25 protein-coding genes are annotated in these 25,371 nt (G+C 68.3%); 15 read left to right on the forward strand and 10 right to left on the reverse strand.

Going from position 1 to position 25,371, the window contains the following annotated elements; translation table 11 throughout:
* A partial coding sequence (locus tag ACLQ6X_RS02825; RefSeq protein ID WP_411698653.1) for a Bax inhibitor-1/YccA family membrane protein occupies nt 1-693 on the reverse strand: 693 nt, incomplete at its 3' end.
* Between the two features lie 93 nt (nt 694-786).
* Nucleotides 787-1,005, reverse strand: a complete 219-nt coding sequence (locus tag ACLQ6X_RS02830) for a hypothetical protein (protein WP_411698654.1) — start codon at nt 1,003-1,005, stop codon at nt 787-789.
* A gap of 32 nt (nt 1,006-1,037) precedes the next feature.
* Between ACLQ6X_RS02830 and ACLQ6X_RS02835 the strand changes: the two genes are divergently transcribed.
* The gene (locus ACLQ6X_RS02835) at nt 1,038-2,042 is read left to right on the forward strand and encodes a glycerophosphodiester phosphodiesterase family protein (protein WP_411698655.1); all 1,005 of its coding nucleotides are present in this window, start codon (nt 1,038-1,040) and stop codon (nt 2,040-2,042) included.
* Between the two features lie 111 nt (nt 2,043-2,153).
* Here the strand turns inward: ACLQ6X_RS02835 and ACLQ6X_RS02840 are convergent, their stop codons facing one another.
* A complete protein-coding gene (locus tag ACLQ6X_RS02840) occupies nt 2,154-3,020 on the reverse strand; it encodes an endonuclease domain-containing protein (protein ID WP_411698656.1) in 867 nt (288 codons plus the stop codon).
* Nucleotides 3,021-3,266: 246 nt separating this feature from the next.
* Between ACLQ6X_RS02840 and ACLQ6X_RS02845 the strand changes: the two genes are divergently transcribed.
* Both ACLQ6X_RS02845 and ACLQ6X_RS02850 read left to right on the forward strand, forming a co-directional pair.
* Nucleotides 3,267-5,693 (forward strand): ATP-dependent helicase, encoded by a 2,427-nt coding sequence (locus ACLQ6X_RS02845; RefSeq protein ID WP_411698657.1) that lies wholly within the window; start codon nt 3,267-3,269, stop codon nt 5,691-5,693.
* A gap of 5 nt (nt 5,694-5,698) precedes the next feature.
* Entirely contained in the window at nt 5,699-6,331 is a 633-nt protein-coding gene (locus ACLQ6X_RS02850; protein WP_411698658.1) for an SGNH/GDSL hydrolase family protein, read from the forward strand.
* A gap of 4 nt (nt 6,332-6,335) precedes the next feature.
* Here ACLQ6X_RS02850 and ACLQ6X_RS02855 read toward each other — a convergent pair whose 3' ends face one another.
* Nucleotides 6,336-6,980 (reverse strand): hypothetical protein, encoded by a 645-nt coding sequence (locus ACLQ6X_RS02855; protein WP_411698659.1) that lies wholly within the window; start codon nt 6,978-6,980, stop codon nt 6,336-6,338.
* Nucleotides 6,977-7,771: an oxygenase MpaB family protein gene (locus ACLQ6X_RS02860; RefSeq protein ID WP_411698660.1), complete on the reverse strand. Its 795-nt coding sequence runs from the start codon at nt 7,769-7,771 to the stop codon at nt 6,977-6,979. Before ACLQ6X_RS02860 ends, ACLQ6X_RS02855 begins: the two co-directional genes overlap by 4 nt.
* Nucleotides 7,772-7,931: 160 nt before the next feature.
* Here ACLQ6X_RS02860 and ACLQ6X_RS02865 point away from each other — a divergent pair, with 160 nt between their 5' ends.
* From ACLQ6X_RS02865 to sucD, 4 genes are all read left to right on the forward strand, one after another.
* On the forward strand, nt 7,932-8,516 hold the full coding sequence (locus tag ACLQ6X_RS02865; protein ID WP_411698661.1) for a hypothetical protein: 585 nt from the start codon (nt 7,932-7,934) through the stop codon (nt 8,514-8,516).
* A gap of 101 nt (nt 8,517-8,617) precedes the next feature.
* A complete protein-coding gene (locus ACLQ6X_RS02870) occupies nt 8,618-9,193 on the forward strand; it encodes a hypothetical protein (protein ID WP_411698662.1) in 576 nt (191 codons plus the stop codon).
* Between the two features lie 109 nt (nt 9,194-9,302).
* The gene (gene sucC / locus ACLQ6X_RS02875; protein WP_411698663.1) at nt 9,303-10,466 is read left to right on the forward strand and encodes an ADP-forming succinate--CoA ligase subunit beta; all 1,164 of its coding nucleotides are present in this window, start codon (nt 9,303-9,305) and stop codon (nt 10,464-10,466) included.
* 36 nt (nt 10,467-10,502) lie between these two features.
* Complete coding sequence (gene sucD, locus ACLQ6X_RS02880) at nt 10,503-11,393, forward strand: succinate--CoA ligase subunit alpha (protein WP_411698664.1); 891 nt, start codon at nt 10,503-10,505, stop codon at nt 11,391-11,393.
* Between the two features lie 166 nt (nt 11,394-11,559).
* Here the strand turns inward: sucD and ACLQ6X_RS02885 are convergent, their stop codons facing one another.
* On the reverse strand, nt 11,560-12,165 hold the full coding sequence (locus ACLQ6X_RS02885; protein ID WP_411698665.1) for a DUF4166 domain-containing protein: 606 nt from the start codon (nt 12,163-12,165) through the stop codon (nt 11,560-11,562).
* Between the two features lie 36 nt (nt 12,166-12,201).
* Here ACLQ6X_RS02885 and ACLQ6X_RS02890 point away from each other — a divergent pair, with 36 nt between their 5' ends.
* On the forward strand, nt 12,202-13,737 hold the full coding sequence (locus ACLQ6X_RS02890) for an alpha/beta hydrolase (protein ID WP_411698666.1): 1,536 nt from the start codon (nt 12,202-12,204) through the stop codon (nt 13,735-13,737).
* 1 nt (nt 13,738) lies between these two features.
* Here ACLQ6X_RS02890 and ACLQ6X_RS02895 read toward each other — a convergent pair whose 3' ends face one another.
* Both ACLQ6X_RS02895 and ACLQ6X_RS02900 read right to left on the reverse strand, forming a co-directional pair.
* Nucleotides 13,739-14,407 (reverse strand): DUF4166 domain-containing protein, encoded by a 669-nt coding sequence (locus ACLQ6X_RS02895; RefSeq protein ID WP_411698667.1) that lies wholly within the window; start codon nt 14,405-14,407, stop codon nt 13,739-13,741.
* On the reverse strand, nt 14,404-15,012 hold the full coding sequence (locus ACLQ6X_RS02900) for an SRPBCC family protein (RefSeq protein ID WP_411698668.1): 609 nt from the start codon (nt 15,010-15,012) through the stop codon (nt 14,404-14,406). Before ACLQ6X_RS02900 ends, ACLQ6X_RS02895 begins: the two co-directional genes overlap by 4 nt.
* A 90-nt stretch (nt 15,013-15,102) precedes the next feature.
* On the opposite strand from ACLQ6X_RS02900, the gene ACLQ6X_RS02905 reads away from it, so the two are divergent.
* The 5 genes from ACLQ6X_RS02905 (at nt 15,103) to ACLQ6X_RS02925 (ending at nt 22,932) form a co-directional block, all read left to right on the forward strand.
* Nucleotides 15,103-16,452 carry a DUF6350 family protein gene (locus tag ACLQ6X_RS02905; RefSeq protein ID WP_411698669.1) on the forward strand — a complete coding sequence of 450 codons (1,350 nt, stop codon included), beginning with the start codon at nt 15,103-15,105 and terminating at the stop codon, nt 16,450-16,452.
* Between the two features lie 10 nt (nt 16,453-16,462).
* Nucleotides 16,463-17,056: a phosphoribosylglycinamide formyltransferase gene (gene purN / locus ACLQ6X_RS02910; RefSeq protein WP_411698670.1), complete on the forward strand. Its 594-nt coding sequence runs from the start codon at nt 16,463-16,465 to the stop codon at nt 17,054-17,056.
* Nucleotides 17,053-18,672 (forward strand): bifunctional phosphoribosylaminoimidazolecarboxamide formyltransferase/IMP cyclohydrolase, encoded by a 1,620-nt coding sequence (purH, locus tag ACLQ6X_RS02915; RefSeq protein WP_411698671.1) that lies wholly within the window; start codon nt 17,053-17,055, stop codon nt 18,670-18,672. The genes purN and purH overlap by 4 nt, the downstream gene beginning before the upstream one ends.
* Before the next feature lie 601 nt (nt 18,673-19,273).
* Nucleotides 19,274-21,118 (forward strand): ABC transporter ATP-binding protein, encoded by a 1,845-nt coding sequence (locus ACLQ6X_RS02920; protein ID WP_411698672.1) that lies wholly within the window; start codon nt 19,274-19,276, stop codon nt 21,116-21,118.
* On the forward strand, nt 21,115-22,932 hold the full coding sequence (locus ACLQ6X_RS02925; protein ID WP_411698673.1) for an ABC transporter ATP-binding protein: 1,818 nt from the start codon (nt 21,115-21,117) through the stop codon (nt 22,930-22,932). The genes ACLQ6X_RS02920 and ACLQ6X_RS02925 overlap by 4 nt, the downstream gene beginning before the upstream one ends.
* Before the next feature lie 8 nt (nt 22,933-22,940).
* Here ACLQ6X_RS02925 and ACLQ6X_RS02930 read toward each other — a convergent pair whose 3' ends face one another.
* On the reverse strand, nt 22,941-23,264 hold the full coding sequence (locus ACLQ6X_RS02930; protein ID WP_411698674.1) for an MGMT family protein: 324 nt from the start codon (nt 23,262-23,264) through the stop codon (nt 22,941-22,943).
* A gap of 1 nt (nt 23,265) precedes the next feature.
* Complete coding sequence (locus tag ACLQ6X_RS02935) at nt 23,266-23,718, reverse strand: GNAT family N-acetyltransferase (RefSeq protein ID WP_411698675.1); 453 nt, start codon at nt 23,716-23,718, stop codon at nt 23,266-23,268.
* A 56-nt stretch (nt 23,719-23,774) separates the two neighbouring features.
* Here ACLQ6X_RS02935 and ACLQ6X_RS02940 point away from each other — a divergent pair, with 56 nt between their 5' ends.
* Nucleotides 23,775-24,539 carry an SDR family oxidoreductase gene (locus tag ACLQ6X_RS02940; RefSeq protein WP_411698677.1) on the forward strand — a complete coding sequence of 255 codons (765 nt, stop codon included), beginning with the start codon at nt 23,775-23,777 and terminating at the stop codon, nt 24,537-24,539.
* A gap of 100 nt (nt 24,540-24,639) precedes the next feature.
* A partial coding sequence (locus ACLQ6X_RS02945; RefSeq protein ID WP_411698678.1) for an NADP-dependent isocitrate dehydrogenase occupies nt 24,640-25,371 on the forward strand: 732 nt, incomplete at its 3' end.

Genomic DNA, 25,371 nt, shown 5'->3' on the forward strand with positions numbered 1-25,371 from the left:
CGGGGCGCCCTGCTCGACGCCGCGCTTGATCGAGGTGAAGTCCATCACGAGCGAGTACGAGGCGAGAAGTACCACGAAGATTCCGATCGCGATGTTGATGATCGGGTTCATGCCCTGAACGCCGAAGCCGGGAAGTACGCCGGTCCAGACGAGCACGAGGTTCACGAGCTGGAAGCCCATGTAACCGAAGATCGCGACGGTGAAGATCTGCGTGGCGCGCTTCGACTCGCGGATCTTGCCGGTGGCGAAGAGAGCGAGCGTCACGCCGACGACACCGAGGGTGCCGAACACGGCCTGGGGAACGATGCCGCCCCACTGGCCTTCGAAGATCGCCGAGATTCCACCGACGAACAGACCCTCGAACGCCGCGTACGCGAGCACGAGGCCGCGCGACGGCTTCTTCTTGAAGATGTTCACGAGCGCCAGCACGAGTCCGATGATCGCGCCCGGGATGGCGAGGATGGGCAGCATCCAACCGACGACCGCGCCGCCGAGCAGGATCGCGAAGGCGATGACGATCTTGACGATCGTGTCTTCGTAGGTCATGCGGTCAGTGTCGGTGGGCGTAGCCGAGGGGCGGCCGTACAGCTCGTCGAGCTGGGCGGGCGTCATTTCCTTGCCGTTGACAGTGGTCGAGTTCACGACGGCCTTGGTTGTGAACACGGGCGAGTTGTTAAACGCGGGGTTCGACATTGTTTCTTCCTTGAGTATGTGCGGGAGATTTTCTCCCGTGCCCGATTTTAGCTCAGTACACCTGTGTATAGGGGGTGATCGCCCAGAGCGTAGCTAGAGATTGAGCAGCACGACGGCAACGACGGCGATCGCGGCGAGCAGGGCACCGAGTCCCCACCCGAAGAGGGCGAGCGCGGTGACCTGCCTGCGGGGTGCATCCGCCGTGACATCCGGTCGTATCGCGGCGGGAACGACCACGGCCTGCTGACCGCAGTAGATACAGAATTTCCACGCCGGTTGAAGTTCTGCTGAACAACTGATGCACCGGGCCATGCTGAAAATCCTATGCGGGTAGCGTTGGGCGGGTGACCACCATCTCGCCCCTCGTCATCGCTCATCGGGGGGCCAGCGGATACCGCCCCGAGCACACGCGCTCGGCCTACGAACTCGCCTTCGCTCTCGGCGCCGACGCCGTCGAGCCCGACATCGTCGCGACGAAAGACGGCGTGCTGGTGCTGCGTCACGAGAACGAGATTTCAGGAACGACGGATGTCGCGGCTCACGCCGAATTCGCGTCCCGCAAGACGACCAAGGTGATCGACGGCGTATCACTCACCGGATGGTTCACCGAAGACTTCACCTGGGACGAGCTGTCGACGCTGCGTGCCATGGAACGGATTCCACTGCTGCGCCAGTCGAGCTCGAGCTTCGACCGCAGCGAGGGGATTCTGCGGCTGGTCGACCTGCTCGCGATCATCGACGCGGCCACCGTCGCCACGGGCCGCCCGCTCGTACTCGTCGCCGAAATCAAGCACGCCACCTACTTCGAAACGATCGGGTTGCCTCTCGACCAGCTGTTCGCCGAGGTCGTGCGCGGCTGGGCGACGCCCACCAACCTCGTGGTCGAGAGCTTCGAGCAGTCGGTGCTCATGAAGATCCGGGCGCGCGGCGTGCCCGGCAAGCTCGTGTTCCTCGCCGAGCACAAGGGCGTGCCCGCCGACCTCGTCGCCGCGTCGGGCAACAAGGCACGCAGCTACGCCGACCACCTCGGACAGGCCGGCCTGACCCGGCTGCGCACCGAGGTCGACGGGGTCAGCGTCAGCCGCAAGCTGATGCTGCGACTCGACCTGGGCAAGAACGCGATCGGCGTGACCGACATCGTGGCGCGTTCGCACGCCGCCGGGTTGCTCGTCTTCTGCTGGACGTTGCGCGCCGAGAACAAGTTTCTCGCCAAGAACAACCGGGTGCGCGGCGAGGCCCGGGACTACGGCAACTGGCGCCGCGAGTTCGAGCTGATCATCGCGAGCGGGGTCGACGGTGTCTTCGCCGACCAGCCCGACCTGGCCGTGGCCGCGCGCGCCGGCCGCTGAGGCTACTCCCGCCGCTCTGCCCGTACCAAATGCAGGAGTTTCTGCGTCGAAGCCGGCGCGATGCCCGCAAACGTGTGACTCGGTGCGGTTTCTCCTGCATTTGGTACGCGGTCACTGGTGGTCACCGCGCAGAAGGGCGCCGATGAGCGCGGCTTCCACCTCTTCCCACGCGAACAGCACCTGGTAGTAGCTGAAACGCAGCACGCGGTAGCCGAGCCTGCTCAACACCGCGTCGCGATGCCGGTCGCGATGGAACGCCGCCGGGTCGGTGTGGTAGGCGGCACCATCTACTTCGATCACGAGTTTCGGGCCGATGCGGAAGTCGACTCGCCCGACCCCCGCCACCTTCACCTGACGGGCGATCGTGAGCCCCAGGTGTCGGATGCGGAAGAAAAAAATCGATTCCGTGCCGGATTCACACAGGCCGTCGACCGCCCCGAGGTAGGTCCGGTGCGATCGGGGCGCCGCGCTTGCCAATGCGAGCCAATCCGACGTTAGTTGTGGGCGCTTGAACAGCACGGAGTCGGCGAGTGCGACCACGACGTGCGGGTCTTGGCAGGCCATCACGTCTTCGAGGCTCGCGATCGGGTCGAGCATAAACCGCGATCCGCCGCCGCCTGCGCGCCAGTGCACGCAGGTACGGGGATTCGGTTCGTTTGCGAGACGGCGGGACTTGTCGAGCCTCGTTCGCAAGCGTGCGTCGTGCGGATGAACCGCCACGTGTAGCTCGTCGGTGGGGTAACTCCAGAACCCCTGCAGCTCGAGAGCCGATAGCCCGGTGAGCCGGCCCCCGACCCGCACGGCTTGGACCAGAGCAGGGCTGGTATCGGACAGGGCGTACCAACCTTGTCGCACGCGCACCAGCGATCCGGAGTGGACTGCTGCCGCGAGCCCCCGCTGCGTGTGACCCTCGGCGTAGAGCTCGTATGTGGCGGTGAGTCCGCCGCGACGACGAACCGATTGTGTGATCGAAATCATGCGCACAGGGTCACTCCGCGTCATGGCGAGCGGCCGCGACATCCGACATCTGTGCACTTCCCAGTCATCCCGCACCAAATGCAGGAGAAGTCGTGCCGAGCCACACGTTTGCGCGGGTAAACGCGCCGTGCCGCAGAGATCTCCTGCATTTGGTGCACAGGCGGCGGGCGGGTGGGTGGCGGGCGCGTGGGGTAGGCGGCGGCCGCACGGGGCGGCGTCGGCGGGGCCGCGTAGAATTGCGGGCAAATGTCTTTCGTCCCCAACATCATCGAGCCCGAGCCCGCCGACGACGGTTCCTTCGACGACGCCCTGCTGCGCGGGCTCAACCCGCAGCAGCGCGAGGCCGTCGAATACCGCGGGCAGTCGCTGCTCATCGTGGCCGGCGCGGGATCCGGCAAGACCAGCGTGCTCACGCGCCGCATCGCCGGGCTGCTGCAGAGCCGCGAGGCGTTCCCCAGCCAGATTCTCGCCATCACCTTCACCAACAAGGCCGCGGCCGAGATGCGCGAGCGCGTTCACCAGATCGTCGGCAACGAGGCCGAGGGCATGTGGATCTCGACCTTCCACTCCGCCTGCGTGCGCATCCTGCGCCGCGAGGCCGAGCACTTCGGATTCACCAAGAGCTTCACCATCTACGACTCCGCCGACAGCCGCGCGCTGCTCAAGCGAATCCTGAAAGAGCTCGACGCCGACCAGTACGGCTTCACCGTGTCGAGCGCGTCCGGCAAGATCTCGAAGCTCAAGAACGAGCTTCAGGATGTCGAGAGCCACGCGCGCGGTGCGAATTTCTCCGACCCCGCCGAGGTCATGTTCCTCGAGATCTTCCGCCGGTACACGCAGGCGCTCAGCCAGGCGAACGCGTTCGACTTCGACGACCTCATCGGACAGACGGTGTACCTGTTCCGCGCGTTCCCCGTGGTGGCCGCGCACTACCGGCGCCGGTTCCGCCACATCCTGGTCGACGAGTACCAGGACACCAACCACGCTCAGTACTCCCTCATCCACGAGCTCACCCGCTCGGTGCGTCCCGACATCGCCGACGAGGTCGAGGCTGCCGGCGGCCTGGTCAAGACCAAGCGCGACGCGATGGGCGCGATCCCCGGCGCCTCGCTCACCGTGGTGGGCGACAGCGACCAGTCGATCTACGCCTTCCGCGGCGCCGACATCCGCAACATCGTCGAGTTCGAGCGCGACTTCCCCAACTCCAAGGTGATCCTGCTCGAACAGAACTACCGCTCGACCCAGAACATCCTCGACGCGGCGAACGCCGTGATCTCGAACAACTTCGACCGCAAAGACAAGAAGCTGTTCACCGACATCGGCGAGGGCCACAAGATCGTGGGCTTCACCGGATACTCGGGACACGACGAGGCGCAGTTCATCGCCGACGAGATCACCAAAATGCACGACGAGGGCATCGCCTACAAAGACATCGCCGTCTTCTACCGCACCAACGCGCAGACCCGAGCGCTCGAAGAGATCTTCATCAGGTCGGCGCTGCCCTACCGCGTGCTCGGCGGCACCAAGTTCTACGAGCGCGCCGAGATCAAAGACGCCATGGCCTACCTGATCGCCGTGGCCAACCCGGCCGACCCGCTCGCGCTCCGCCGCATCATGAACGTGCCGAAGCGCGGCATCGGGCCCGCCACCGAGACGGCGCTGCAGTCGTGGGCCGACGCCCACGAGACCAGCCTGCGCGACGCCGTGCGCAACGCCGGCGAGCTCGGCCTCGGCCCGAAGGTCACCGGCGAGATCCTCGAGTTCGGCAGCGTGCTCGACGAGGTCATGGCCAAGGTGTACCCGCCCGAGGGGTCCGAGGTCCGCCCGGCGCCCGTCGCCGACGTGCTCGTCGAGCTGCTCGAGCGCACCAAGTTCGTCGAGACGCTCCGCGCCAGCCGCGACGCGCAAGACGAGGCACGCGCCGAGAACGTCGAAGAACTGGTTGCCGTGACCAAGGAGTTCCAGAAGAACAATCCGGATGGCACGCTTCTCGACTTCCTCACCGAGGTCTCGCTCGTCGCCGCCGCAGACGACCTCGACGACCTCAGCGGCACCGTCTCGCTCATGACCCTGCACACGGCGAAGGGTCTCGAGTACGAGGCCGTATTCCTCACCGGCGTCGAAGAAGACCTGCTGCCGCACCGCATGTCCGCGGGCGAACCCGGCGGCCCCGCCGAAGAACGCCGGTTGTTCTACGTGGGCATCACGCGCGCCCGCAAGCGCCTGTTCATCTCGCTCGCGATGACCCGCGCGGCGTACGGCAACGTCAACGTCGCCATGCCCAGCCGGTACCTGCAGGAGATCCCCGCCGCCCTCATCGACTGGCGCCAGTCGCCGGGGTCGGCGAACTCGCGGGGCGGCACCGAGCCGCGCGCCCTCAACGCGCGCCGCGACGGCTCGTCGTGGGGGTCGTCGCTGCGCGAGGCCGCGGCGTTGCCGCCGGGCAAGCCCAAAGAGAAGACGCAGTGGGCCAACATGGTCACGAACGTGGTGCGCGACAACAGCACGCTCGTGCTGGCCGCCGGCGACCGCATCAGGCACAACGACTTCGGCGAGGGTCGTGTCACGGCCGTCACCGGCGAGGGCAAGAAACGCGTCGCCGAGGTGCAGTTCGATACGGCCGGCCGCAAGCGCCTGCTGATCCAGATAGCTCCCATCGAGAAGGTCGAGTAGCGCCCGTGGAAACAGAAACGCCAGACGAAGCTGTGGCCACCGTTCTGTTCATCGGCGACAGCGTCACCGACTGCGGCCGTCGCGACGACGCCGACCGCAACCTCGGCCACGGCTACGTGCGGATGATCGACGAGGCCTTCGCGGCCGGCGGCACCCCCGTAACGATCGTGAACCGCGGCATCAGCGGCAACCGCGTGCGCGACCTCACCACGCGCTGGCAGCGAGACGCCGTCGATCTGGCTCCCATCCTCGTCTCGGTGCTGATCGGCATCAACGACACGTGGCGTCGCTACAGCGAGAACGACCCGACGAGCGTCGACGACTTCGAGGCCGACTACCGCGCCATCCTGTCGGCGCTGCCCGCCCGCGACGAGACCGCGCTCGTGCTGATCGAGCCGTTCCTGCTTCCGGTCACCGCCGAGAAGGCGAAGTGGCGCGCCGACCTCGAGCCGAAGATCGCCGTCGTGCACGCGCTCGCCGCCGAGTTCGGCGCCGTGCTCGTGCCCGCCGACAGCTACCTCAACGGTCTTGACGACGACCCGGCCGAGATCGCGGCCGACGGGATCCACCCGACCGAGTACGGTCACGAGCTGTTGGCGAAGCTGTGGCTCGATACCATCGAGGCCGCTTCGAGCTGAGCACCTACCAGGTGCCCTCGGGCGAGGTCACGACGGGCACCTCGCGCGACGACCAGTGCGCGCCGTTGGCGTAGTGGCTAGTCGCCCAGGGCGACGCCCAGATGGCCTGTTCGATCTGGGACGTGGGGGCGGATGTCTCGAAGCCCGCGACGATCGCGGCATACCCGGGGTTCCCGTGCAGGGCTTTGGCCGCGTTCTGGGCCGCGATGTCGAGGTTGGCGTAGCTGCCCAACCCCGCGCCGCCGCCGGAACCCCAGCCGTTGTTGAGCGGGTTGTTGCGGTTCCACCAGTCGTCGGTGCCGTTCTCCTGCCGCATCCAGCGGGTGAACACCGTGACGTTGCTCTCGCTGAGCGGGAACTCGGCGTAGAGCAGCACGAGCTTCGCCCAGTCGTGGTTGGTGCCGCCGGCCGAGAGCGACGTGTAGCCCGCCGTGACCGAGAAGGCGTCGCGTGTCACGGCCGAGCCGGCGAGGCCCTCGGGCACCGCGACCGACTGCGCGTTGTCGGTCAGGAACGCGTCGATTCGCTCGCCGCGCGTCGGCGGCGCCGGGGGAGCGACCGCCGTGAGCGCCACGAGCGACACGGCCGCGACGCCCGCCCCGACCGCGAGCACGTTGCGATGGCGCGAGTAGATCTGCCGCCGGCTCACGCGGCCACCGCCGAGGGTGAGGCCGCCGAGGCCCGGAACGCCGCGAGGTAGTGCCGGGCCGGCCAGCGCCGCAGCCAGAGCGGCAGGCGCGGGTAGACGGCGGCGAGCACGCGAACGGTGCGGTCGAACAGGCGCTGCCGCCGGGCGTTCCACGGCAGGTCGAAGGAGGCGCGCGTCGACGGGTCGAGGAACCCGGCGGTGAGGAAGCGCACGGCGGGCATCAGCCCCCGGATCCACGGCGGCGCCGCCGCGGGATGCAGGAGGGCGTGGCCCACCCGACTCACGTCGGCGTCGACGCGCAGCTCGCGGAGGCTCTGTGCCCAGTAGCGCGCGAACGCCGCGCGGTCCTCCGGCCAGAGTTCGGCGGGCATCTGCAGCGCTGTGCCGAGAACCGCGTATTGCCGGTACAGCGACTCCGCGTCATCCGCAGCAAGCTCTCCGAAAATCGCCGTGTAGACGGTGAGCGCCGAATCGTAGAGCGTCGCCGCGACCCACAGTTGCTGCCGCGGGTCGAACGCGTCGTAGGAGGGAGCGGGCGCGCCCGGAGCGGAGTGCACCGGGGCGTGGGCGCGGTTCACATGGCCGGTGATACGGGCTTTCTCGGCGTCGGTTCCGTAGACGAGAACGTAGAGGTAGGTGAGCGTGTGCCTCAGGCGGCGCAGCGGGTCGGAGCTGAAGTCGCTGTGGTTCGCGACGCCGTGACCGACCGCGGGCATCGCCAGTTGCAGCAGGATGGCCCGGGCGCCCCCGCCCAGCAGGATCGCCTCGTTCGAGATGTCGCTCAATCGCATCGGCACAACTCCTTATCTCGCAAAACGGAGCCTACTCGCGGCGAGTGTGACCCCAGCATTGGGGTGAGTGATCGTCGGAATTGGTCGACCCCCGCCGGTTTCGGGGTCGCGCGCGCTGCTAGGTTCTTGGCAACCGCTGACGACGCGAAGAGGTAGAGATATGGTCCGGGGGCACCACACCCGAAGAATCGCCGCCCTGGCGCTCGTCGCCCTGGCGGGCGCGACGCTCGCGGGCTGCGCGGCGCAACCCGGCGCGGGGGCAGGCGGGGGCGCCGACGCGTCGCTCACCCTGGCCCAGACGAAGTCGCCCGTGCAGCTGCTGCGCAACGAGGCGGCCGACCGTATCGACCAGTTCATCGTCGAGACGGTGAACGAGACCGAAGATCTCTCCGTTGCGTGCAAGACCGAAGAGGTCGACCCGCTCGGGCTCGAACGGTCGTGGACGTCGAGCGTCGAGGTGAGCCTGAAGGCCGGCAGCGCGTGGCGCGCGACGATCGTCGCCGACGATCTCATCGCCTCGTTCGAGGAGCAAGGCTGGATCGCCTCCCGCGCCGCGCCGTCCGCCGTCACGTACACGGGGCTCAAGAGCGATGCTTCGGCGGCGACGATCGGCATCACCGTGACGAACGAGGATCTCGCGACGGCCACCCCCGCGAAACTGCAGATCACGACGGAGGGACCGTGCGTCACGACCGCCGGCGCCGAGAGCGACGAAGTGACGAAGCTCGAGACGAAGACGCAGTAGCGAACTTTCCTCGGCAGTGTGCGCGCTACCTTGCGTTAACCATGCATCTGTATCTTCCTCAACGATCGGCACTGCCGTTCGAAAATAAAAGGGGATATGCCATGGTCGGTGGTGGCCGGTTCGTATTGTCGACGGTTGCGGCGGTAGTCGTCGTGATGTCACTCGGGGCGTGCGCGGGCGAGGGCGACGCGCCGACGGCGGTAGCCGAGCGGCAGGTCACGCTCGCGCAGTCGAAGTCGTATGCACAGTTGCTGCGCAATGAGGCGTCGTCGCGCCTCCCCGAGATCGTGCTCAAGCAGGTGGCCGAGTCGACCGACGTGTCGATCGCCTGCGACGACGACCCGGCGGGGCTGCTTCGTTCTTGGACATCGACGATGAAGATCCTGGTCACCAACTCCACCGCCGCGCGCGTGCAGCAGGTCGCCGACGACCTGGCCGCGACCTTCGTCGAACAGGGCTGGAAAGCCGCAGAGGGCGAGGAGTCCACCGACACGCTCGTCGTGACGAAACTGCGCAGCGCCACGTCGCTGGCCGACATGGCCATCACCGCCACGTCGAAGGCGACCGATCAGGTGCCGTCGATCCAGGTCACCGCGACGGGTGTCTGTGCGCTCACCGGCGGTCCCGAGTCCGACGAGGTCACGATGCTCGAACACGACGAGGCAAACGCCGGCTGACCCTGCTGATAGAGTTCGTGATGGTCAAAGTCTCTTGACATCGAACTATCTCACAGTCGAGATGACCCGGCCATCCAGCTCACTATCGACGCGCGATTGGATAAGCCCCGTGGATCTTTTCGAGTATCAGGCGAGGGACCTTTTTGAGTCCTACGGAGTGCCTGTACTTGCCGGCATCATTGCCGACAGCCCAGCAGAAGCCCAAGCAGCAGCCGAGAAGATCGGCGGCACGGTCGTCGTCAAGGCTCAGGTCAAGGCCGGTGGTCGCGGCAAGGCCGGCGGCGTGAAGGTCGTGCACACTCCCGAAGAGGCGTTCGCCGCGGCATCCGCCATTCTCGGCCTGGATATCAAGGGACACACCGTCAAGCGCGTCATGGTGGCCGCGGGCGCCCGCATCGCCCAGGAGTTCTACTTCTCGGTGCTGCTCGACCGCGCCAACCGCAGCTACCTCTCGCTCTGCAGCGTCGAGGGCGGTATGGAGATCGAGGAGCTCGCGGTCGAACGGCCCGACGCCCTCGCCCGCATCGAAGTCGACCCTGGCACCGGCGTCGACCTGGCCAAGGCCACCGAGATCGCGATCGCCGGCGGATTCCCCGCCGAGCTGGTCGACAAGGTCGCGCCCGTTCTCGTGAAGCTCTACGAGGTCTACAAGGGTGAGGATGCCACGCTGGTCGAGGTCAACCCGCTCGTGCTCACCGAGGACGGCGACATCGTGGCCCTCGACGGCAAGGTCTCTCTCGACGAGAACGCCGGATTCCGTCACCCCGCGCACGCCGAGCTCGAAGACGCCGAGGCGGCCGACCCGCTAGAGGCCAAGGCCAAGCTGCACGACCTCAACTACGTGAAGCTCGACGGCGAGGTCGGAATCATCGGCAACGGCGCGGGCCTGGTCATGTCGACCCTCGACGTTGTCGCCTACGCGGGCGAGCGTCACGGCGGCGTGAAGCCGGCCAACTTCCTCGACATCGGCGGCGGAGCCTCAGCCGAGGTCATGGCGGCCGGTCTCGACGTCATCCTCGGCGACGAGCAGGTCAAGAGCGTCTTCGTCAACGTCTTCGGCGGCATCACCGCGTGTGACGCGGTGGCCAACGGCATCGTCGGCGCGCTGAAGGTTCTCGGCGACACCGCGAGCAAGCCGCTCGTCGTTCGCCTCGACGGCAACAAGGTCGAGGAGGGCCGCGCGATCCTGATCGCCGCCGCCCACCCGCTGGTCACACTCGCGACCACCATGGACGAGGGCGCCGACAAGGCCGCCGAGCTGGCCGCTCGCTGATTGAGCCTGTCGAAATCTAGGACTAGGAACAGATAAATGTCGATCTACCTCAACAAAGACTCCAAGGTCATCGTGCAGGGCATCACCGGCGGCGAAGGCACCAAGCACACCGCGCTGATGCTCAAGGCCGGAACCCGGGTCGTCGGCGGCGTCAACGCGCGCAAGGCCGGCACCACCGTCACGCACGACGGCGGCATCGAGCTGCCCGTGTTCGGCTCCGTCGCCGAGGCGATGACCGAGACCGGCGCCGACGTGTCGATCGTCTTCGTGCCGCCGGTGTTCGCCAAAGACGCCGTCGTCGAAGCCATCGAGGCGGGCATCCCGCTCGTCGTCGTGATCACCGAGGGCATCCCCGTTCAGGACTCGGCCGAGTTCTGGGCGCTCGCGAAGGCCAAGGGCGGCACGACCCGCATCATCGGCCCGAACTGCCCCGGCATCATCACGCCGGGCGAGGCGCTCGTGGGCATCACCCCCGCGAACATCACCGGTAAGGGCCCGATCGGCCTCGTGTCGAAGTCGGGCACGCTCACCTACCAGATGATGTACGAACTGCGCGATCTGGGCTTCTCGACCGCGATCGGCATCGGCGGCGACCCCATCATCGGCACGACGCACATCGACACGCTCGAGGCGTTCGAAGCCGACCCCGAGACCAAGGCGATCGTGATGATCGGCGAGATCGGCGGAGACGCAGAAGAGCGCGCCGCCGACTACATCAAGGCGCACGTCACCAAGCCGGTCGTCGCCTACGTCGCCGGATTCACGGCGCCCGAGGGCAAGACGATGGGCCACGCCGGGGCGATCGTGTCGGCCGGCGCCGGCACCGCTCAGGGCAAGAAGGAGGCCCTCGAGGCCGCCGGGGTCAAGGTCGGCAAGACGCCGAGCGAGACCGCCGCGCTCATGCGCGAGGTCATGGCGTCGCTCTAGCCGTTCCGACGCCTGGCCCGTCTCTTCGGAGGCGGGCCATCCGTCGTTAACGCGCCCCGTGGCATCCGAATTCTGCCAAATGAAGGAGAAACCGGGTGCGAGTCACACGTTCGCGCCGATGCGCGCCCCTCTGCCGCGACATCTCCTTCATTTGGCAGAAGCGGGGTCAGGGGAGGGGCTCGTGGGCGTAGGTGAAGGTGCCGGCGTAGCGGAAGATCTCGCCGACGAGCGGATGCCGCATCCGCACGTCGACCCGCTGGCGCCCGTCAGCCCGGCTCTCGTTGAGCACCACGCGGGCGGACAGCAGCGCGGGCAGCGGCAGACGCAGGCCGCGCAGGTGCAGCCAGGTCGCATCGGACGCCATGCGCAGGGCGCCGTCCGCCCCGACGATCACACGGAGGCGCACCTCGAGTCCGCCGCGCCGGCCCAGGAAGTCGTGCAGCCGCCCGTCGATCACGTGCATGGTGTCCTGCATCACGCGGTGGCGGACGGGGAAGTGGAACTCCCGGCGCGAGCTCAGCCCGTCGCCCGGCCCCGGGATGTTGGTGACCGTGAAGGGCACGTCGGTGCCGTACTCGGGAAACAGGATGCGCCGCCACGCGAGCAGCGCGAACACCGGCGCGAGCCAGCGGCGCCGCGACCCCGCCACCTCGAAGACGCCGTGGCCGCGGCCGACCCAGCCGTCGGGCGGGGACGAGAAGTAGGCACGAAGCTCGGGCGCCAGCCGGGCGAAGTCGTCGCCGAGCACCCTCTGATAGACGGAATCGCTCACGAGCCAGTGTAGGCAGGTGGAATAGGCTCCATCGCAATGAGAAACGTACAGCGCAGCGTCCTGACCATCGTCGCGAGCGCGGCGGCCGCGGTGCTGCTCGCCGGCTGCACGGTCGCGGCCCCGCCGAAGACGGCCGTCGAGTCGCCGGCCGGGCTGGAGGAGTTCTACCAGCAGCAGCTCGACTGGAACGACTGCGAGCCGCGGGGCATGCAGTGCACCACGGTCACCGCGCCGATCGACTGGGACGACCCGGCCGACGGCGAGATCGAGCTCGCGGTGGTGCGGCTCGTGACCGACGGCGGCGCCCGGGTGGGATCGCTGCTGATGAACCCGGGCGGTCCCGGCGGTTCGGGCGTCGAACTGGTGCAACAGGCTGCCGAGTTCGTGACATCCGATGCTCTTCGCGACAGCTTCGACGTCGTGGGCTGGGACCCGCGGGGCGTCGGCCAGTCCACGGGCGTCGCCTGCTACGACGATGCCGACATGGACGCGTTCCTGTACGGGGTGCCGACGAACCCGACCGGCTCCGACGCCTGGTTCGCGCAGCAGGTCGAGGTCGAGAAGGCGTTCGCCGCCGCGTGCGCCGAGAACACCGGTGCGCTGCTCGGCAGCATCGACGTCGAGAGCAACGCGCGCGACATGGACCTGCTGCGCGCCGTACTCGGCGACGTGAAGCTCAACTACCTCGGCTTCTCGTACGGGACCTCGTTCGGCGCCCACTACGCCGAGCTCTTCCCGCGGAACGTCGGCCGTCTGGTGCTCGACGGCGCGATCGACCCGTCGCTGGGCTCGGCAGAGACCTTCACGGTGCAGATGGGCGGGTTCGAGAACGCGTTCCGTGCCTACGTCGCCGACTGTCTGGCCGGGGCGGTCTGCCCCTTCGCCGGAACGCTCGACGAGGCGCTTGCACAGGCGAGCACACTGTTCGCCGGGGTCGAGGCCCGCGCCCTCACGGGAGACGACGGACGCCAGCTCACCGCCTCCACCCTCGGCACCGCGCTGAGCTACCCGCTCTACGACGAGGCGTCGTGGCCCGCGCTCAGCCAGATGCTGACCGAGCTCGGCGCGAGCGACGGCGACGCGACCATGGCCCTGCAGTTCGCCGACTCCTACAACAGCCGCAACGCCGACGGCAGCTACGCCGACCAGTCGATGGCCGTCTACACGGCAGCGACCTGCCTCGACAGCACCTTCACCGGCGGCCTCCAATCGACGAAGGCGACCCTGGCCGCGATCGAGGCGGCCGCCCCGACGGTGGGCAGGTACGTGGCCTACGCCGACTGGGTGCACATCGACATCGCCTGCCAGAACTGGGCCTACCCGTCGGCGATCACGCCGCACCCGATCGCCGCGGACGGGGCCGACCCGATCCTCGTGCTGGGCACCACCAACGATCCGGCCACGCCGTACGCGTGGGCGCAGGCGATGGCGGCGCAGCTCTCCAGTGGTGTGCTCGTGACCCGCGAGGGCGAAGGTCACACCGCCTACGGGCAGGGCAACGCGTGCATCGACGCGACGGTCGACGACTACCTGATCGACGGCACGGTGCCCGCGGCCGACCCGCTCTGCTGAGTCAGGTGCGCCGCTCGTGCCGCACGGGCTTCAGCCGTTCCGGCGCGTCCGCCGCCGCGGGGAACTCGGCGCTGAACGTGCCGGTGTAGCCGAACAGGAAGCCGAAGAAGGCGTTGTGCACCTCCATGCTGATGCGGTACTCGCCCGCCGCATCGTCGTAGCTCTCCCGCAGCTCGGCCCGACCGCTGAACAGCATCGGGAAGCGGAACGCGAACGGCCCCTCGTAGAAACGCTGCGCGCCCGAGCGCAGCAGAAGCGACCCGTCCGGCTCAACGGTGAGATCGAGGTCGACCGCGAGGTGCTGATGGGTGCCGAGGTAGTCCACGATGCGGCCGCCGTCCAGGATCATCGTCGCGTCGAACCGCGAGGGCGTCTCTCGAACGCTGTACTCGCGCACGAAGGTGACCGTCTCGCGGCCGAACGGGTCGCGGTAGGGGTAGTTCTCGATCCGGAAGGGCACGTCCGTGCCGACATCCGCCACCAGGATGTTGCGCAGCTTGCCGAGCTGGAGGAAGGGAACGGTCCACCAGGGACCGCGGCGGATCCTGCTCATCGTCCCGGTGCCCACGCAGGCGTAGCCGCTCTCCAGTCCGACGTCGAAGCGCCGCTGCAGCGCCGGGTGCAGGCGGTGGAAGTCGGCCCCGAGTGCCGCGCGGAAGATGCCGGTCACGGTGCCTCCAGCCGATCGAGGGTCGCGGGGGCGTCGTCCATAACGCGTCGGTTCGGTGCGACGCGCAGGGCGCGGGAGGCGCGCGGTCGCCCGGGCTTCCAGAACCAGAGAACGGATGCCGCGGGCCACCGCTCGGGAACGACGCCGGTCTCCGCCCAGATGCGAAGCCGCTCGAAGCTGAACGCGGTCATCCAGCCGATCAGTCGGCGCATGAACAGCCGGTCGATGAAGGCGCCCCAGCCGGGTTCGTAGGTGTAGCCGGTGACGAATCGCACCCCGTGTTCGGTGGGAATGTAGCGCCAGTAGCCGCGGCCGTCGCCGAGCGGAGAGAGGCGGTCGGCGGTGGTGAATCGCAGGGCGGATGTGCGGGTGCCGTCGGGGCGCTCGCGTTCGCCGAGGGAGGTGCCCGTGCCGCGGATGGTGTGCAGCGGCATCCGCCGTTCGTAGACGAAGCGCGAGCCGCCGCTGGGCAGCGGTGTGGTGGGGGTGATCGTGCTGAAACGCAGGTCCCAGCGCGTGTGCTCCGCGGGCTCCTGGGTGAGGCGCCAGACGGTGTCGAGGTCTGCGCGGATGAGCACCTCGACGTACACGGGTTCCCGAGTCATGCTCGTAGTCTGCCGCACCGCGAACAGAATCCGAGGAGCGCGGAGGGCCACAGCGGAAACCGGCCCGACCCCGGGTACGCTCGCTCCGGTATGAATCGATCGCTCACCGCCCTCTTCGCCGCCTTCGAGGCGGCGCTCGTCGTGGCGATCGGCGTCGGAATCTCGCTCGCCCCGCTCACCATCCTCTGGGGGGTGCAGTTCGGGTTCCAGGTCGACTGGATCGTGTTCTGGCGCGCCTCCGCCGACATCTGGCTGGTCGGCCACGGCGTCGACATGATCTTCGCGCTCGACCCCGCGACCGCCGCGACCCTGGGACTCGCAGGGGCGGATGCCGCGTTCCCGGTGCGCATCGCCGCCCTCGGGTTCGCCCTGCTCACGGTCATGCTCGGGCTGCGCGCCGGACGTCGGGTGGCCGAGACGAAATTCCTCCTGCTCGGCGAACTCGTGGCGGTCGGCACGTTCGGCCTGCTCTCCCTCGCGGTGACCCTCAGCGCGTTGCATCCGCTCGCCCGCCCCTCGATCGTGCAGGGGGCCATCGTGCCCACCCTCATCTTCGGGGCGGCCGTTCTGATCGGATCGTTGCGTTCGCATCGTCCGTCGACGGATGCCGCGATCCGACCGATCCGCGCCGCGATCACGAAACAGCTGCTGCGCCTGCCCGGCGGCCTGCGCGTGTCCGCGGCGACAGCGCTGCGCGGCGGGCTGGCCTCGGCCTTCGCGGTCATCGCCGTGGCCGCCGTGCTGCTCGCCGTGCTCGTCGCGGTGAACTACGCGCAGATCGTGGGCCTCTACGAGGGGCTGCACACCGAGGTGCTCGGCGGCGCCGCCCTCACGCTCGCGCAGTTGGCGTTCATCCCCACCTTCGTCATCTGGGCGGCGTCGTGGCTGGTCGGTCCCGGCTTCGCCATCGGGGTGGGCTCGTCGGTGTCGCCGCTCGGCACGTCGCTCGGCCCGATCCCGGCGATCCCCGTGTTCGGCGCGCTGCCGACCGGCGACCTGTCGTTCGGGTTCGTCGGGCTGCTGGTACCGGTGGTCGCGGCCTTCCTCACGGCAGCACTGCTGCGCCCCGCGTTCTCCGCCGCGATCGGCGATGCATCGCGCGTCGGCTGGACCATCGCGACCGGCCTCGGCATGGGAGTCGTCGGGGGAGCGGCGCTCGGTCTGCTCGCCTCGTTCGCCTCCGGTGCCGCCGGACCGGGTCGGCTCTCGCAGGTCGGGCCGGACGCGCTGAGCGTCGGGCTCTGGGCCGGGGTGGAGATCGGCCTCGCCGCCCTGCTCGGGCTGGTGGCCGCCCCGCGGCGATCGGCGCCGGCCGCGGACACGACCGCCGCGACGACGACACCGGTCGCCCCGACGGCACCCGCTTCACCGACTGCGCCCGTCGCACCGACGGCGCCCGCGGCGACCGACGGCGCCGAGGCCGTGACCACCCCGCGCTAGGCTGTCTCTCGTGCTGTCGCTGGTTGTTCTCATCTCTGGCGGAGGCTCGAACCTGCGCGTGTTGCTCGAAGCCGCCCAGGACGCCGAGTTTCCCGCCCGCGTCATCGCGGTCGGTGCCGACCGCGATGCGGAGGGGCTCGAGCACGCCGAGGAGTTCGGCATCCCCACCTTCTCCGTCGCCCTGTCGAACTTCGACAGCCGTGAGGCCTGGGGGCAGTCACTGCTCGACCAGATCCGGGTCTGGCAGCCCGACCTCGTGGTGCTCAGTGGCTTCATGAAGCTGCTTCCGCCGAGCGTCGTGAGCGCGCTCAGCCCCAACATCATCAACACCCACCCGGCCTACCTGCCCGAGTTCCCCGGCGCCCACGGTGTGCGCGACGCGATCGCGGCCGGCGTCGACCAGTCGGGCGCATCCGTCATCGTCGTCGACAACGGTGTCGACTCCGGGCCGATCATCGCCCAGGCGCGCGTCGCGGTTCTGCCCGGCGACACCGAGCACACGCTGCACGACCGAATCAAGATCGTCGAGCGGCAACTGCTGGTGCAGGCCGTTCTCGACATCGCCAATGGACACATCGATCTGAAGGAGCTGTCACTCGCATGAGCGGCCCCACGCACGACCCAGCCCTGTACCGTGAGCGCGACCTGGTCGCGATCAAGCGCGCCCTCGTCTCGGTGAGCGACAAGACCGGACTCGTCGAGCTCGCCACCGCGCTCGCCGCGGCCGGCGTCGAGATCGTGTCCACCGGTGGGTCTGCCGCCGCCATCGCTGCCGCCGGCATCCGCGTCACCCAGGTCGGCGAGGTCACCGGCTACCCGGAGTCGCTCGACGGGCGCGTGCGCACGCTGCACCCCGTCATCCACTCCGGACTGCTGGCCGACCTGCGCCTCGAGTCGCACGAGCGCGAGCTCGCGAGCCAGGGCATCGCGCCGTTCGAGCTCGTCGTCTCCAACCTCTACCCGTTCGTCGCGACCATTGCCGCCGGCATCACCGGCGACGCCGCGATCGAGCAGATCGACATCGGCGGACCGGCCATGGTGCGCGCCTCGGCGAAGAACCACGCCAACGTCGCCATCGTCACCTCGCCTTCCGCGTACCCGGCGATCGTCGCCGCGCTCGCCGCGGGCGGCACCACCCTCGCCCAGCGCCGCGACCTCGCGGCCGAGGCGTTCGCGCACACCGCCGCGTACGACGCCGCCGTGGCCGAGTGGTTCGCGACGAACGTCGCGACCACGGTCCTCGAGAAGGTCGAAGGGGAAGCGTCGGAGATCGCGGACACCTTCGCGGTCAGCGCCTCGCTCAAGAACGTGCTGCGCTACGGAGAGAACTCGCACCAGACCGCCGCGCTCTACGTGAGCGAGAACGGAACGGGCATCGCCCAGGCCGAGCAGCTGCACGGCAAAGAGATGTCGTACAACAACTTCGTCGACGCGGATGCGGCCGTACGAGCGGCGTGGGACTTCGACGAACCCGCGGTCGCGATCATCAAGCACGCCAACCCGTGCGGCATCGCCGTCGCCCGCGGAACCGGCGACGCGATCGCCTCCGCCCACCTGCGCGCCCACGAGTGCGACCCCCTCTCGGCATTCGGCGGCGTCATCGCCGCGAACCGCACGCTCACCCTCGCCGCGGCGGAGTCGATCGTCGGCATCTTCACCGAGGTCGTCGTCGCCCCCGACTTCGAGCCCGCCGCCCTCGAGCTGCTGTCGACCAAGAAGAACCTGCGACTGCTGAAGCTGCCGGCCGACTTCACCCGGCCGACCACCGAGTTCAAGCAGATCTCGGGCGGGCTGCTCGTGCAGTCGGTCGACAACTACGACGACTTCGACTCGAGCACCTGGACGCTCGTCTCGGGCGACGAGGCCGACGACGCCACCCGTTCCGACCTCGAGTTCGCCTGGCGCTCGGTGCGCTCGGTCAAGTCGAACGCCATCCTGCTCGCCGACGACGGCGCCTCCGTCGGCGTCGGAATGGGCCAGGTCAACCGCGTCGACTCCTGCGAACTCGCCGTCAGCCGCGCGGGCGACCGCGCCGGCGGTTCGGTCGCCGCGAGCGACGCGTTCTTCCCGTTCGCCGACGGCCTCGAGGTGCTGCTCGGCGCCGGCGTCCGGGCCGTCGTGCAGCCCGGCGGATCGATCCGCGACGACGACGTGATCGCCGCCGCGAAGAAGGCCGGCGTCACGATGTACTTCACCGGAGAGCGTCACTTCTTCCACTGATCGCCTGCCCGGTATGCGGTGTCGGCCGTCGCGTAACTCAGGCAGTTTCGAGCTGGGAGCCGTGATGCCCGCGCCGTGGTGCGGCGGGCGCCGTGGCATCCGCGATTCTGCCTGAGTTGCGAGAGGGTGGCGTTCGTGATTCAGGATGGTTCGGCTCGCGCCCTTCGGCGGGCCCGGGTTTGCGTGCGTCGGTGGGTCGGCCGACGGCATCGGTCCTGAATGACGAACGTGGCCGGCTGGCCGTCGCGCAACTCAGGCTGTTTCGCGGGGGGAGCCGTGATGACCGCGCGGTGGTGCGGCGGGCGCCGTGGCATCCGCGATTCTGCCTGAGTTGCGCGGACAGTACGGGCACGGGACGAGAAAAACCTTGCCTCCCAGCGAGTTCACTGTCTATTCTGGAGGGCTGTGCAGGTAGCGCGGCCGCTGAAATCCGGGAGGACGACATGCTAGAGACACCCATCCCGACACCGTGGCTCGTCGCGCCGGAATCCGCCGCGACCGCTTAGCGTTCCATCCAGGGCGGGCTGCTTCTCCCCGCCACCCACACCGCCTCTTTCCGGCCGTCTCTGAACGGTCGCGCTCTATCTCGGGGACCACACCAATGCCCGCAACACCGACCGGAACCGGTCACACCGCAACGCGCGGAGGTACCTTCGCCTCGATCAGGCGGCTCTACCCCTACGCGAAACCCGCTCTGCCGCGCATCTATCTCGGCATGGTGTCGGCGCTCATCGCCGGTATCGTCGCCCTGCTCATCCCGCAGGTGCTGCGCCAGCTCGTCGACGGCCCGCTCGCCACCGGCGACTCCGACCAGATCTGGCCCGCCTTCGCGGTCGTGCTCGGCCTCGGTGTGCTCGAAGCCGTGCTCATCGCCCTGCGCCGCTGGTTCGTGCTGACCCCCGGAACGCACATCGAGGCGCGCATGCGCAACGCGTTGTACGCGAAGCTGCAAGACCTGCCGGTGAGCTTCCACGACCGCTGGCCCAGCGGTCAGCTGCTATCGCGCGCCGTGAGCGACCTCGGCCTCATCCGCCGCTGGATCTCGTTCGGCCTCGTGCTGCTCGTGGTGAACGTCATCACGATCCTGGTCGGCTTCGTCTTCCTCGTGAACATCTCCTGGGTGCTCGGCGTCACGTTCATGGTCTGCTCGATCCCGCTCTGGGTCTACGGCTACCTGTTCGAGAACAAGTACTCCACGGTCACGCGCCGCAGCCAGGACCAGTCGGGCGACCTCGCGACGACCGTCGAGGAGTCGGTGCACGGCATCCGCGTGCTCAAGGCGTTCGGTCGCGGCAAGTACGCGCTGAAGAACTTCGCCTCCCAGGCCGAAGACCTGCGCGGCACCGAGATCGAGAAGGCGCGGGCGATCGCGGGAATCTGGCTCTGGCTGCTGCTCGTTCCCGACGTCACCTTCGCGCTCTGCCTGCTCGGCGGCGTCTGGCTCGCGGCCGAGGGGCAGATCAGCGTCGGCGACCTCGTCGCGTTCTTCGCCACGGCGACCGTGCTGCGCTTCCCGGTCGAGTCGATCGGCTTCCTGCTCTCGATGACGTTCGATACCCGCACGGCCACCGACCGCTTCTTCGAGGTGCTCGACAGCGAGAACACGATCACCGACCCGCAGAACCCGAAGACGGTGGCAGATCCGCAGGGTCGTCTCGTCTTCGACGACGTGCATTTCAGATATCAGGATGCACCGATGGACCGCGCCGACATCCTCGACGGCATCCGGCTCGAGCTCGAGCCCGGCGAGACCATGGCGATCGTCGGCATCACCGGCAGCGGCAAGTCGACGCTGACCGCGCTCACCACCCGGCTGTACGACGTGACGGGCGGCGCGATCACGATCGACGGCGTCGACGTGCGCGACCTCACCCGCACCGACCTGCGCACCCACATCGCCATGGCGTTCGAAGACGCCACGCTGTTCTCGGCGTCGGTGCGCGACAACGTGCTGCTCGGCCGCCCCGAGTCGACCGAAGAGGAGCTGGCCGAGGCGCTGCAGATCGCGCAGGCCGGTTTCGTCTACGACCTGCCGCTCGGCCTCGACACGATGGTCGGCGAGGAGGGGCTCAGCCTCTCCGGCGGGCAGCGGCAGCGTCTCGCGCTCGCGCGCGCCGTGGCCGCGAAACCCGCGGTCCTGGTTCTGGATGACCCGCTGTCGGCCTTGGACGTCGACACCGAGGCCCTCGTGGAGCAGGCGCTGCGCAAGGTGCTCGTCAGCACGACCGCGCTGATCGTGGCCCACCGCCCGTCGACAGTGACGCTCGCCGACCGGGTCGCGCTGCTCGAGAACGGGCGCATAACCGCCGTCGGCACGCACTCGCACCTGCTCGCCACGAACGACCACTACCGGTTCGTGATCTCGAGCCTCGAAGACGAAGAGCTGCGGGAACGCGCCGAGGAACAGTTCGACAGAGACCAGCAAGACGAGGAGGTGGGCGCATGAGCATCGTCGGCGTAGAGGGTGTCGAGGGCGAAGAGCGCAACGACTTCACCAAGGCGGAGAGCAAGCAGATCCGCGACCGTTCGCTGCGGCTGCTCGGCTCGCTGCTGCGGCCCGAGCGTGCCCGGGTCATCCTGACCATGATCGTCGTGATTATCTCGACGGCCGCCCAGGTGGCCGGCCCCGCGCTCGTCGCCTACGGCATCGACAGGGGTCTGCCCGCGCTGCTCAACGACCGCGACTGGATGCCGATCGGCGTCATCGTCGGCGCCTACCTCGTGGCGGGGATCGTCGGGGCGGTGTTGATCGCATGGTACACGGTGCTCACGGCGAAGATCAGCCAGGCGATCCTGTTCGACCTGCGCACGCGCGTGTTCCTGCACACCCAGCAGTTGAGCCTCGAGTTCCACGAGAGCTACACGTCGGGCCGCATCATCGCGCGCCAGACCAGCGACCTCGACTCGATCAAGGAGCTGCTCGACTCGGGCATCAACCAGCTCATCCAGGGCGCGCTGTACATGGTGTTCATCGCCGGGGCTATGTTCCTCGTCGACGGGGTGAGCGGGCTCATCCTGCTCGGCGCCCTCGTGCCGCTCGCATTCCTCACGCGCTGGTTCCAGAAGCGGTCGCAGCAGTTGTTCCGTCGCACCCGCGTGGCATCCGCCCGTCTCATCGTGCAGTTCGTCGAGACCATGACGGGTATCCGCGCGGTCAAGGCGTTCCGCAAGGAGAAGCGCAACGAGGCGGAGTTCGGCGAGCTCGTCGAGGACTACCGCGACGTGAACTCGAAGGTCATCCAGCTGTTCGGCATTTTCGACCCCGGGCTGGTGCTCATCGGCAACGTGGCACTCGCCGTCGTGCTGGTCTCCGGCGGGCTTCGGGTCGCGGGCGGCAGCCTGGCGATCGGCGCCCTGCTCGCGGCTCTGCTCTACACGCGGCAGTTCTTCGGCCCCGCGCAGGAGATGGCGATGTTCTACAACTCCTACCAGTCGGCGGCCGCCGCTTTGGAGAAGATCTCGGGCGTGCTCGAGGAGAAGCCGGGCGTCGCCGACCCGACCGCGCCGATCGACCTGTGGAGCGCCGACGGAGCCGTGAACTTCGAGGGGGTCGAGTTCGCCTACACGAAGGACCGGGTGATCCTGCCCGACTTCGACCTGCACATCCCCGCGGGGCAGACCATCGCGCTCGTCGGCTCCACCGGCGCCGGCAAGTCGACGCTCGCCAAGCTGATGGCGCGCTTCTACGACCCGACGAAGGGCGTCGTGACGCTCGACGGCATCGACCTCCGCGACCTGCATCCCAAAGACCTGCGCCGCGCCATCGTGATGGTGACGCAGGAGGCCTACCTGTTCTCGGGCTCGGTGGCCGAGAACATCGCGCTCGGCAAGCCCGACGCCACCCGCGAGGAGATCGTGCACGCGGCAAAAGCGGTGGGCGCGCACGAGTTCATCGAGTCGCTGCCCGGCGGCTACGACACCGACGTGAACAAGCGCGGCGGCCGGGTCTCGGCCGGGCAACGGCAGCTGCTGTCGTTCGCCCGCGCCTTTCTCGCCGACCCCGTCGTGCTCATCCTCGACGAGGCGACGGCGTCGCTGGACATCCCGAGCGAGCGGCTCGTGCAGGAGGGGCTCACCACCCTGCTGGCCGACCGCACCGCGATCATCATCGCCCACCGGCTGTCGACGGTCGCCATCGCCGACCGGGTGCTCGTGATGGAGCACGGGCGCATCGTCGAAGACGGCACGCCGCGCGACCTCATCGCCGGCACGGGCCGGTTCGCGCAGCTGCACGCCGCCTGGCGCGAGTCGCTGGTGTAGCGCACGACTCAACCGGCGTCGGGCGTGTGCCGCGCGGCCTTCAGGTCGACGCGGAATACCCCGTTGCTCCAGCGCACGGGCGTGCTCTCGGCCCGGTAGTACTCCAGCGCTCGCGACTCGTGGTCGATGGGCGGATGGCCGCTCGCGCGGATGACCCGCCACCACGCGACATCCGAACCGTAATGCGACATGACGGATCCGACGGCGCGGGCCGCGCGCGAACCGACCGCGGCGGCGACGTCGCCGTAGGTCATCACGCGACCCTCGGGGATCGACTCGACCACGTCGAGCACGCGGGAGACGAAGTCGTCGCCCGGGCCGTTTGCTTGCACCCTAGAGGTCCAGGGCGCCGATGTTCTCGCCGTACTGGGTCTCGCCGATGATGCGGAAGCCGACGGCCTTGAAGAACTCCTCGGGGCCTTCTTCGCCCGGCTCCCAGATCACGGTGAGCCGCTCGAAACCGCGGCTGCGGGCCTCGTCGGCCAACGCGATCACCGCGAACGTTCCGACGCCGAGTCCCTGCGCGTCTGCCGCGACGTTGATGCGCCAGATGCAGCTGCGGAACTCCTCCTGCGGGTTCTCGGGATCGAAATTGCCGCGGATGAACCCCACCACCGTGTCTTCGTCGAGCACCACGCGGGGCCACGACGTGCTCGGGTTGATGTAGGCGTCCGCGATCGCGTACGAGGTGGGGGTGACGAACTGCTCCTGCCCGGGACGCAGAGTGAGCCCGTTAGCGGCCACAATCGTCTTGGCCGACAACTCTTCAAGTCTCAACTCAGGCATGCGAACAGGCTAACCCGCCCGCCCTCAAGTGCGCACGCATTTGTTACCCTGATCGCGTGAGCGACGACGCCGAGACGAGAACCGCCATCGTGACCGGGGCCGCGCGCGGCATCGGGGCGGCGATCGCCGTGCGGCTCGCGGCCGCCGGACACCGCGTCGCCGTGCTCGACCTGCACGCCCACGACACCGTCGGCACGGTCGACGAGATCGTGGCCGCGGGCGGGCGCGCCATCGGCATCGGGGCCGACGTCGCGAATTCGGATGACGCGCAGAACGCCGTAGCCCGCGTGGTGGAGGAGCTCGGCGCCCCCACCATCCTGATCAACAACGCCGGCATCCTGCGCGACAACCTGCTGTTCCGAATGAGTGACGACGACTGGGACGCGGTGATCGGCGTGCACCTGCGCGGAGCCTTCGTGATGAGCCGGGCCGTGCAGGCGCACCAGGTGGCGGCGAAGTGGGGCCGTATCGTGAACCTGTCGAGCACCTCGGCGCTGGGCAACCGCGGTCAGGCCAACTACGCCGCCGCAAAAGCGGGGGTGCAGGGCTTCACCAAGACCCTCGCGATCGAGCTCGGGCGCTTCAACGTGACGGTGAACGCGATCGCCCCCGGCTTCATCGCGACCGACATGCTGCGCGAGACGGCCGAGCGCATCGGGGTGACGTTCGAAGAGTTTCTCGCGGGCGCCGCGAAAGACATCCCCGTCGGGCGCACGGGAGTCCCGGCCGACATCGCCGCGGCCGCCGCGTTCTTCGTGAGCGAGGAGGCGTCGTTCGTGTCGGGGCAGGTGCTGTACGTCGCCGGCGGTCCCAAAGCGTGAGCCTCGGCATCCGCCCGTATCTATCTCGACATCGAGATACTTTGCCGAGCGAGTAGGCTGGTTGACGTTTCCAGCTCGGCTCATCAATGAGGAGAATCGTTTGTCCAAGATCAAGGTAGAAGGCACCGTTGTAGAACTCGACGGTGACGAAATGACTCGCATCATCTGGCAGGCGATCAAGGACACGTTGATCCACCCCTACCTCGACATCAACCTCGAGTACTACGACCTCGGCATCGAGCACCGCGACGCGACCGACGACCAGGTCACGATCGACGCGGCGCACGCCATCCAGAAGCACGGCGTCGGCGTCAAGTGTGCGACCATCACGCCCGACGAGGCCCGCGTCGAAGAGTTCGGCCTGAAGAAGATGTGGAAGAGCCCGAACGGCACGATCCGCAACATCCTCGGCGGCGTCATCTTCCGCGAGCCGATCATCATCTCGAACATCCCGCGTCTGGTTCCCGGTTGGAACAAGCCGATCATCATCGGCCGTCACGCCTTCGGTGACCAGTACCGCGCCACCGACTTCGTGTTCAAGGGCAAGGGCAAGCTCACCGTCGAGTTCACGCCCGACGACGGCTCAGAGCCGATGAAGTTCGACGTCTACGACGCTCCCGACGACGGCATCGCGCAGGTGCAGTACAACCAGGACGCCTCGATCCGCGACTTCGCCCGTTCGTCGCTGAACTACGGCCTGACCCGCAACTACCCGGTCTACCTGTCGACGAAGAACACGATTCTCAAGGCCTACGACGGCCGCTTCAAAGACATCTTCGAAGAGATCTTCCAGGCCGAGTTCAAAGAGCGTTTCGACGCCGCCGGACTCACC

It is taken from the genome of Conyzicola sp. (assembly GCF_046714715.1).
In the GTDB taxonomy this organism is placed as follows: Bacteria; Actinomycetota; Actinomycetes; order Actinomycetales; family Microbacteriaceae; genus Conyzicola.